Source organism: Bavariicoccus seileri WCC 4188 (assembly GCF_000421665.1).
Taxonomy (GTDB): Bacteria; Bacillota; Bacilli; order Lactobacillales; family Aerococcaceae; genus Bavariicoccus; species Bavariicoccus seileri.
Genome location: NZ_ATXL01000059.1, coordinates 1 through 10,247, shown reverse-complemented (window position 1 = coordinate 10,247; position 10,247 = coordinate 1). Strand labels below are relative to the sequence as shown.

7 protein-coding genes, 2 rRNA genes and 1 pseudogene are annotated in these 10,247 nt (G+C 38.4%); 9 read left to right on the top strand and 1 reads right to left on the bottom strand.

What is annotated here, in order from left to right; translation table 11 throughout:
• From H541_RS0109745 to H541_RS12295, 9 genes are all read left to right on the top strand, one after another.
• Nucleotides 1-107 (top strand): 23S ribosomal RNA (locus H541_RS0109745); the annotation flags it as partial.
• A gap of 97 nt (nucleotides 108-204) precedes the next feature.
• Nucleotides 205-319, top strand: a 5S ribosomal RNA gene (gene rrf / locus H541_RS0109740).
• 472 nt (nucleotides 320-791) lie between these two features.
• Nucleotides 792-2,198: a L,D-transpeptidase family protein gene (locus tag H541_RS12300; protein ID WP_022797121.1), complete on the top strand. Its 1,407-nt coding sequence runs from the start codon at nucleotides 792-794 to the stop codon at nucleotides 2,196-2,198.
• A gap of 205 nt (nucleotides 2,199-2,403) precedes the next feature.
• On the top strand, nucleotides 2,404-3,111 hold the full coding sequence (gene yycF / locus H541_RS0109730) for a response regulator YycF (RefSeq protein ID WP_022797120.1): 708 nt from the start codon (nucleotides 2,404-2,406) through the stop codon (nucleotides 3,109-3,111).
• Nucleotides 3,112-3,158: 47 nt separating this feature from the next.
• Complete coding sequence (walK, locus tag H541_RS0109725) at nucleotides 3,159-4,997, top strand: cell wall metabolism sensor histidine kinase WalK (RefSeq protein ID WP_022797119.1); 1,839 nt, start codon at nucleotides 3,159-3,161, stop codon at nucleotides 4,995-4,997.
• Nucleotides 4,994-6,277 (top strand): YycH family regulatory protein, encoded by a 1,284-nt coding sequence (locus tag H541_RS0109720; protein WP_022797118.1) that lies wholly within the window; start codon nucleotides 4,994-4,996, stop codon nucleotides 6,275-6,277. The genes walK and H541_RS0109720 overlap by 4 nt, the downstream gene beginning before the upstream one ends.
• The gene (locus H541_RS0109715; protein ID WP_022797117.1) at nucleotides 6,277-7,098 is read left to right on the top strand and encodes a two-component system regulatory protein YycI; all 822 of its coding nucleotides are present in this window, start codon (nucleotides 6,277-6,279) and stop codon (nucleotides 7,096-7,098) included. Before H541_RS0109720 ends, H541_RS0109715 begins: the two co-directional genes overlap by 1 nt.
• Before the next feature lie 5 nt (nucleotides 7,099-7,103).
• Nucleotides 7,104-7,907 carry an MBL fold metallo-hydrolase gene (locus tag H541_RS0109710; RefSeq protein ID WP_022797116.1) on the top strand — a complete coding sequence of 268 codons (804 nt, stop codon included), beginning with the start codon at nucleotides 7,104-7,106 and terminating at the stop codon, nucleotides 7,905-7,907.
• Nucleotides 7,908-8,131: 224 nt separating this feature from the next.
• The gene (locus tag H541_RS12295) at nucleotides 8,132-9,373 is read left to right on the top strand and encodes a S1C family serine protease (RefSeq protein ID WP_022797115.1); all 1,242 of its coding nucleotides are present in this window, start codon (nucleotides 8,132-8,134) and stop codon (nucleotides 9,371-9,373) included.
• Nucleotides 9,374-10,096: 723 nt separating this feature from the next.
• Here the strand turns inward: H541_RS12295 and H541_RS13780 are convergent.
• Nucleotides 10,097-10,231: pseudogene (locus tag H541_RS13780) on the bottom strand (potassium transporter TrkG); the annotation flags it as partial.
• Between the last annotated feature and the right edge of the window lie 16 nt (nucleotides 10,232-10,247).

Sequence of the window (10,247 nt, the reverse complement as noted above, 5' to 3'; positions counted from 1 at the left end):
TTTTAAAAGAGTAAGATCCCTGAGAGACGATCAGGTAGATAGGCTGGAAGTGGACATTTAGTGATAAATGGAGCGGACCAGTACTAATCGATCGAGGACTTATCCAATTTTGGCTTCAAGAAGATTCAGTTTTGGGTAGATGGGTTTAGAGCAAGGAAGTTATTGTTAGATTCAGTTTTTAGAGGACAATGTTCTTTCGATTAGTGTGGTGATGATTGCCAGAAGGATACACCTGTTCCCATCTCGAACACAGTAGTTAAGCTTCTCGGCGCCGATAGTAGTTGGGGGTTTCCCCCTGTGAGGGTAGGTATCGCCGCGCTATTTAATTAAAGTAACAAAGATCTATAATGGGTCTTTGTTACTTTTTTTGTAATCCAAAATAGCTCTATTTAAGAATCGTTCTTATGTCACATTCTGCTTAGGATACTAGCAATCCTGCTTTGATGATGACGATGGTGAAAGCTAGTTGATTGAAAAAAGATTAGAAAAGTAAGGTAATAATTGGCCTATTCAATAAAGAAGGCTCATTATAAGCTGAGGGGAATTTTTTACTGAATACAAGTAAGTTCTAAGACTATTTTACTGAATACAAGTAAGTTATAATACTATTAGCGTATTCTTAAGATTTGGATGTTACAAAAATGTTACAGTTGATGTTATAATTAATTTAAGTTGTTGTTTTTTTCTGATGGCGTTCTGTTGATTTGAGCCATCAAAGTTGGGATTATTCAAGTGCTCATATCTGAGGCATTCACTTGAGATAAATAACACTTTATAAAGGTGGCAAATAAATGAAACGACGTAATCATAATGTTAAAAAACAGAAAAGCAGAAAAGGGTTGTGGATCACATTCTCATTAATAGTGATTGCATTAGTTGTAGCGTATGGTGTCGGAGCTACCTATTTTCAATCTCACTTCCTACCTAATACGGTTTTTGAGGATCAAAACTTGAGTTGTAAGACTGTTGATCAAGCGAACGCTACATTAGATAGCAAGGTATTAGATTCTGAACAAACCATACAAGAGGGGAATGAAACTATAGCTACCTATACCCCAAAAGAAGCTGGAATCTCGATTGATATCGCAACAACGCTTAAGAACCAACTCAAAGGGCAGAATGCTTTAATGTGGCCGATTGCTTTCTTTGAATCAACGAACCAAAAATTGAGTAAAGACGGCGTCACAATCGATGATAATACCTATAAAAGCTTCTTTGATCAACTAGGACTTGATAATGACAGCAGACAAAAATCAGAAGATGCTCACATTGAAGCGGGGGACAAAGGGTTTGAGATCGTACCTGAGGTGTCGGGAACTCAAGTTGACCCTGAAAAATTAAAAGAAGCTATTGTTAGTAATTTTGGTGAAGGCAAAAATACGATTGATTTGACTAAGACCTATTACCCGGTAGCTGTCACAAAAGATGATGACAAATTGAAATCTCAACTTGAGGAACTGAATGATAAGCAAAATACTGTGGTAACAATTGCTTATAACGGTTTAGATGAAGAAGTTCCAACTGAAGATGTACATGATTGGATCTATATTGAGAATGATGAAATAAAGTTCGACTATTCTAAGATTACTGCTTATGCAGAAGCTTTTAGTGACAAAGTTAGTACTTATAAGAAAACACGCAAATTTAAATCTACTAATGATGGTGAAGTAGAAATCAAACCTGGAACTTACGGTTGGACTTTGAGCAGTAGTGATTTAGCGGATAAGTTATATGCACAATTGAATAAGGGTGAAGATGGGACTATTCAACCAACAATCAATGGATCAGGCCTAACGGGGACTGGCGACGATATTGGTAATACTTATATTGAGGTCTCTATCAAAGACCAACATATGTGGTACTATAAGGATGGTAAGTTAGCACTTGACACACCTGTGGTCACTGGGCATCCAGAAACCCCTACAGTAACTGGAGCTTTTTATGTTTGGGAGAAAGAAAGAGATGCCATTCTGAGAGGCGAAAATAACAGAACAGGGCAAGATTATGAGTCTCCTGTTGATTATTGGATGCCGTTTAATTGGAATGGTTATGGTATTCACGACTCACCATGGCAACCAGCTTATGGTGGCGATAACTGGAAAATAAGAGGTTCGAATGGTTGTGTGAATACACCACCCGAGGTTATGGCCAAATTGTTTGATACTGTAGAAATCGGGACACCAGTCCTCGTGTATTAAAAAATCTAAGGTGTTATTCTGTTGAATGTTGAATTGCTGAATGTTGAACTATAGTTGTTTTACTTATGGTATCAGCTAGGACCATCAGATAAAGAAAGACAAATCGATGCGAGGTGCCAGCGAGAGCAGAACAACTGCTTTTGACCTGGTATACCTCGTTTTAGTATAATAAGAAAGCTAGATGAATTTAAGGAGGGTTGTCGACATGAACAAGATACTTGTGGTTGACGATGAAAAACCAATTTCCGATATAATCAAGTTTAATTTAGAAAAAGAAGGCTACGAAGTCGTAAGAGCTTTCGATGGTGAAGAGGCATTAGAAGTTTTTGAAAAAGAACAACCAGATTTAGTCGTTTTAGACTGGATGTTGCCAAAGCTTGAAGGATTAGATGTTTGCCGAGAAATACGCAAAACGAGCCACATTCCAATCATTATGTTGACTGCTAAAGATTCTGAGATTGATAAGGTTTTAGGTCTTGAAATCGGTGCCGATGATTATGTGACCAAACCGTTTTCTAATCGTGAGTTAGTGGCACGTGTCAAAGCCAACATCAGACGAGTGAGACAAACCGCAATCGATGATAGCAAAGATGGTAAATCGAATATTGAAATAGGAGGTTTGACCATTCATGAAGATGCCTATATTGTTACCAAACGTGGTGAAGAGATAGAGCTTACACATCGAGAGTTTGAACTACTCCATTATTTGGCTCAACATATTGGACAAGTCATGACAAGGGAGCATCTATTGCAAACGGTGTGGGGTTATGATTACTTTGGAGATGTAAGAACGGTCGATGTCACCGTCAGGCGTTTAAGAGAAAAAATTGAAGATACTCCAAGTCACCCTAATTGGATAATGACGCGACGCGGGGTCGGATATTATTTAAAAAATCCAACCAATGAACAATAAGAGTTGTGGCCTTGCCATAGCTCTTTTTTTGAAACTGAGAGGTACTCATGAAACATAAACTTTCTATTTTTCAATCGATACAGTTTAAGATACCAATATTATTCATATTGATGTTAATCATGGCATTGCAGTTGATATCAGCAAACTTTATTCGGCAATTGGAAAACCAAACTATCGAGAATTTTGAAAGCCAATTAGATTTGCGCTACGAATTCTTTAAATCGAATATCGAATCAATCGTGCTGAGCGATCAAACTCAGGTCAAAAAAGAAGAAGCCATATATCAAGTTCTTCAAGACTCAAATACGACGGATAATGTGTCTATCACAGTAATTGATCGCCAAGGCTACATTTTAGGAACCAATGATCAAACCAAACAGGGGTCTGTAGGAACAAAGTCAACTGATCTAAGGGTACAACAAGCATCCTTAATCAATAGCAATGTAGCAACTTATCAGTATGTGGATGAGACACATCATAACCGTCAAATGCGATTGATTGGGCCAGTTGGGTTGGGAGAAAACCGTGTACCAGAAGCGGTCATCGTGATAGATGGTGATGTGGAGAGCCAATACGACCAAGTGCAAAGTATAGCACTGATATTCTTGAATGCGTCATTAGTTGCGATTGCTATCACTATGGTTGTGGCGATTTTGATTTCAAGAGGAATCACTAAGCCAATTGCTGATATGTACGAGCAAACCGAGAAAATATCAGAGGGAAACTACTCTGGCAGTGTGAAGATCTATGGTGAGGATGAGCTGGGCCAATTAGGAGAAGCTATCAATCTTTTATCGGTCAAGATACGAGATGCTCAGGAATCTTCAGAATCTGAACGTCAACGATTGGATAGTGTCCTAAGGCATATGTCTGATGGTGTGATGGCAACAGATCGTCGCGGTCGGATTGTAATTGTCAATGATGCAGCTTTAGATCTGCTGAATTGTACGGAAGAAGATGTTCTAGGTGAGAGTATTCTAGAAGTTCTATCCTTCCCTAAGACACATTCCTTTAGAATCCTATTGGCTAATCAAGAGCAAAAAATCATCACTATGAATGATAGTGTCATTAAATGTGATTTTTCAGTGATTCAAAGGGATTCAGGTTTTATTTCGGGCTTGATCTGTGTGTTATCAGACATTACTGAACAAGAGAAAATAGAAGAGGAACGGAGGAGCTTCGTTTCAAACGTGTCACATGAATTGAGAACCCCGTTAACCAGTATTAGAAGTTATACAGAGGCACTAAGAGATGGTGCTTGGCAAGATAAGGATGTTGCACCAGAGTTTTTAAGTGTCATTCAAACAGAAACTAATCGGATGATCCGGATGATCAGTGATCTACTGAATTTGTCGCGGATGGACCAAGAAAAAATGGCACTTGAAAAAGAATTTGTAAATATGAATGATTTATTCAACCATATTCTGAATCGCTTTGACCAAATCATTAAAGATGAGGCCTATCGAACACGGAATTATACAATCATTCGCGACTTTACACAAACAGATCTGTGGGTGGAAGTCGATCAAGATAAAATTACTCAAGTTATAGATAACATCTTGAATAATGCTATTAAGTATTCTCCAGATGGTGGTCAGATCACCTGTCGCTTGATGGAGACACATGACAGTATTCTAATTAGTATCAGCGACCAAGGTATGGGTGTTCCTAGAAGGGCAATCCCTAAATTGTTTGACCGTTTTTACCGTGTAGATAAAGCTCGGTCAAGAGCAATGGGAGGAACTGGATTAGGACTAGCCATCTCAAAAGAAGTGGTTGAACTACATGGCGGTAAAATATGGGTGGTTAGTGCTGAAAATGAAGGATCTACATTCTTTGTATCGCTACCTTATGTTCCTTTTGAAGAGAGTGGTGAGTTTGAATGATCAAAAAATACGTTTCGACGACTATCCTCGTAGTGATGGTGATTCTGAGTTTAGCGCTCACCGTATTTATTGTCTGGAGACCGACCAGTGATGTGACAAATTTTGAAACTGTACCTGGTTCAAATGTCTCTTCGCCACGAAATAATTTGTCGTCTGAGATTATCTTTTCTCCAGTTTCAGTATTGAAGTACAACGGTATCCAACCCTCTCGGACTCAAAACAAAAACTTGGTAGCACAAGCCAATAGCATGCTAGTGGATCAAATCGATAATGTGAGAGAAGATACAGAGATGGATGGAAAAGAGTTTATTGATACTGATATTTTCAGTGGGGAACTTCAGCTCGAATACGATACTGAGACGCCACTTAGCTTTACAAGTCTAGTGAGTGATGATACTGGCGAAAATACCGTTATCTCGATTGACCGTATTGTTGTTCCTCAGGAAGATTCCTCCGAAATCTATTTGGTCAATACCATGCAAAATAAGTATTATCAAGCTGATGTTACTGGTGATGTGATACCTGATCTCTTTCAACTCGTTGATAGTGGGGACGTTTTTCCTGTCCAGTACTTTGTCCTTAAAAATGGGCCACAGTATTTACCAATCGAAAAAACAACTTTACCAGAATACACCTATTTGATTGAGCAAGAACCCGTTTCCTTTTATATCCAAGAACTATTTGATGATACGATTGACGTTAGAAATCGTTCGTCAGAATCAGTTGCTCAATATAACGATAGTCGTTCTGAACTGAAGATTGATTTAAATACGAATATCATGACCTTTAGGAAGAACCAGTTGAATCAATCGACAACCGATACCAATGTGCTGCGTGATGCGTTAAATATTGTTAGGCGTTTAGATAGCTGGTCAGGGATATTCAGATATAGTGGTACAGTATCGCAATCCCAATCCGCCTTTACCTTCAGAAGATATCTTGAGAGTTATCCTGTTTTTGGAGAACCAGATAATGGCTTGATGCAAATCAACATGGCTACTGGTGGGCCTACTTTCATCCAATTATCAACAAAGAGTATTCAAATCGAATTAGATGAGGAACAGAATAATGTGTCACTTGTTTCGGGAGAAGAGTTGATCGGCTTATTACAAACGAGTGGTCTTAAAATGGATCAAATCGAAAATATTTCTATTGGTTATGATTGGACGACCAGTGAAGAATCTTCTAAGGTTGCAAAGTTTACGCCTAAGTGGTTTATTAAATATAACAATATTTGGCGGAGTTTAGAAGATTGGCAAAAATCTGGAGGTGAGGGCTAGTGGATTTTAAGCGAACAAAATGGATATTGATTGCTGTCTTTTTGGCACTCAATATTTATCTCGTTTTCACCTACATTGACCGTCGCGGGGTTGTGACAACTAAAAATCAACAAGAGATCAATATCCAACAAGAACTCATCAATAAAAATATTACCTATTCATCGTTATCAACGCGACAACGATCATTACCCCTGATCAAGTCTCAGCCAGCGCAAACGCTGATACAAAATCCAGAGGGGCAAAATGGTACTTTGTCCGTAACAAGTGAACCTTCTAAAGTGTTTACATTGTACCGGCCAATTGTGATCGATTTTAGCGAAAATGAAGAGACACGTTATGATCCGTTAAAGGACTACGTGAATAGTGGGGCGATTATCAATGGAGAGAGTTATGATTTCATTGCTTATTACCCTACTAGACGAGAAATCGTTTTTACTCAGTTTGTCAATACAGTCCCAGTCATTGATGAGTCGACAACCCTGACCTTTTATTTAAATGGCGAAGGAGAAGTCATTTCCTATACGCAAAAGTATGCGCCAGATTTAGTGCCACAAGGTGTCAATCGGATGGTTATCAGTGAAAAAGATGCAATCGAGTATCTCTATTTGAATGATTATTTACCAGATGAGAGTCAAATTGTGACCTCAAAGCTTGCCTATTATCGTATACTAAGCTTGAATAACTTGAGCGTGTATACACCAGTTTGGTATTTTGATATTCTATCAGATGATACGGTAACGACGCAAAGGGTCGATGCTTTGAACCAAACAATTATTATTCCTGAATCAAAAAGCAATGAAGCGTTAGAAACGGAGCAGTAATTATAATGGAAAATAAGGGATTCAATATTAGTGTATTAGCAAGTGGAAGCAGCGGTAATGCAACATTCATCGAGACACCAAAGCGAAAAATATTAGTGGATTGCGGTTTGACAGGGAAAAAAACAGCACAATTAATGACAAGTATTGGACGAGATCTTCATGATGTTGATACTCTTTTAGTGACGCACGAACATCGTGATCATACAAAAGGAGTGGGGATACTAGCTCGAAAGTACCATTTAGATGTTTATGCAAATGAAGCGACTTGGCAAGCTATGATGCCAATCGTAGGTAACATACCTACTGCCCAACAACATATTATTGAACCCGGTGAATTAAAAACATTTTCTGATATCGATGTAATGTCCTTTAACGTGAGTCATGATGCAGTCAATCCACAGTTCTATGCATTTCAAAAAGATGGGAAGCAGTTTGTGATCTTAACTGATACGGGATATGTGAGCGATAAGTTGAGACATCTTCTCAAAAATGCATCTGCTTATTTGATCGAGAGCAACCACGACTTAGAGTTATTGCGAATGGGGCCATATCCATGGTCGTTGAAGCAACGTATCTTGAGTGATGAGGGTCATCTTTCTAATAATGACGGTGCGCTAGCAGTTAGCGAAATGATTGGAGATCACACAAAACAAATTTATTTGGGACATTTGAGTCATGAGAACAACATGAAACAAATTGCTTATGAGACAGCTTTTCAAATCATGGAAGAAGCAGACATTGGTCCTGGCCAAGCATTTGATTTATTAGTCAGCGATCCTGATATAGCACAACCATTACTCCATTTATAAAATGGAGTTATTTTTTTGGTTGGGGAGAAAGTTATAGTATAATGAAGCTCAAGCCACAGGGAAGGTTCTGGAAGGTTGTAACGACAGAATTAGTAGAAATATGATCCCGTTTATGATCAATTTGTTCTAATTTAATCAATTCACAATAGCTTGATCACGAATTATTCACATTTTTGCGCTACACTATTAGCGTATCAAGAACACTAGAGAGGAGTTTACTAAACATGGCAGCAAATAATAAACATCAATTACTAAAAAATTTCGTGGCCGGGGTTTTAGGAGGATTATTGGTTCTGATTGCGGGGATAGCAATTATGTTCCAAACGGGCTATTTAGGTCCATCTAGCAATGGCGCTCGTGACTCCGATACGGTAGCCCCAGCTGAAAATACCCCAACAACGGAAGACAATACAGTTGTTACGAGTGAAAACAAAGGGAGTTCTAATAGCAATATTGCTACAGTATTCAACAACTCTAAAGACGCAGTAGTCTCAGTTATCAACTTGCAAAAGAGTCATAATGACAATCCATTTTTTAATAATACTGATGATAATGATAACTCAGAAAGTGGAGAAACAGGTGACTTGCAAACGAGCTCAGAGGGTAGCGGAGTCATCTATAAAAAAGATGATGATAAAGCCTATATCGTGACTAATAACCATGTAATCTCGGGAAGTGATGCTGTCAAAGTACTTTTGAGCGATGGCACTAATATCGATGCAAAGGTAGTTGGTAGTGATGAATGGACGGACTTAGCCGTACTAGAAATCCCAAGTGATAATATTACGACCGTGGCAGAATTCGCAGATTCTGATGAAGTCAAAGTTGGGCAAGTGGCTATCGCTATTGGCTCTCCTCTAGGCTTAGATTACGCTACAAGCGTAACTTCTGGTATCATTTCCGGTGTGGATCGTCCAGTAGATGTGGATATTGATGGTGATGGTACAGTTGATTGGACGAGTACTGTTATCCAAACTGATGCAGCTATCAACCCTGGGAACTCTGGTGGTGCCTTGTTGAATGATGCGGGCCAAGTAGTAGGAATTAATTCTATGAAAATTAGCAGTGATACCGTTGAAGGAATGGGATTTGCGATACCAAGTAATGAAGTGGTAAAAATTGCTGCTGAGTTAGAGAAAGATGGCGAAGTAAAACGCCCTGTCCTAGGTGTCAGCATGGTCAACGTCAATGAATTGAGCCAATCAAACTTATCACAATTGAATATCCCTAGCGATGTTAAGAGCGGGGTTATCATTGGACAAGTTGTTAGTGGTAGTAATGCAGAAAAAGCAGGGTTAAAAGAATATGATATCATTACTAAATATAATGATACTGAAGTAACGGATACGGTGTCTCTAAGAAAAGCTCTCTATAGTAGTCCGATTGGAGATAAAGTGACGTTGACGATTATCCGTGATGCTAAGGAGCAAACTGTTGATGTGACTATGGATGAAGCGATGTCATAATCGTACTGTTCAAGAGTCTGTGGATAACTCAGTGGAAAACTCTTTAAAAAGATGAAAGGATAATTTTCAAAAAAAGATTGATATAGCCAACGAAAAGCCCATTATGCGAACGTACATACTGTGGATAAGTTGTGGATAAGGTTTGTAACAGCAATGTTACAAACCTTATTTTTTGTTGCTATGACAAGGATATCCTAGGGTCATTGACAGGTGTGAATACTGTTGATAAAAAGGTGGGAAAACCAAGCATTTACAATCGGTGTTTTCACTGGACCTGTGGTGAAAAACCGCGATACAAAAAGGAATCCACAGCAATTGCTGTGGATAAGTCTGTGTATAACTTATAGATAATTAAGAAAGTCGAGCTGATCCAGTGCGTTTTGTTCTGCTAAGGCTACAATACGTTCTTCACCAGTAATCACAGTATCCCTATTAAAAGTGATATTTAGGGATTCATTAGCTTTAAGTCTAAAACCAAGCACATTCATTTGGTATCGTTGTAGTAAATTGAGGGCATGGATTGTTTTACCTACCCATTTTTTTGGTGACGAATTTACAATTTAAGTGCAACAACAATAATAAAATAAAAAAAGATCCATAGTTTTCCTATAAAATAGATGTACCAACCAACTATTAGAAGGAGAAAGCTATGAATCCATACACACATCTTACCATGAATGAGCGAGAAACAATATTCCTAATGTATGAACAAGGCGAAACTATCGGGTTAATAGTTCGATTAAAAATGTTGACGTGGTTTAAATCTCTTACTTCGTGATAGAAGAAAAGTAGTACGACTAAAATCGTCGTTGTTTTTATCCCACCCGCAGTACCTCCAGGAGAACCGCCAATCAGCATTTGAATAAGATAAAGC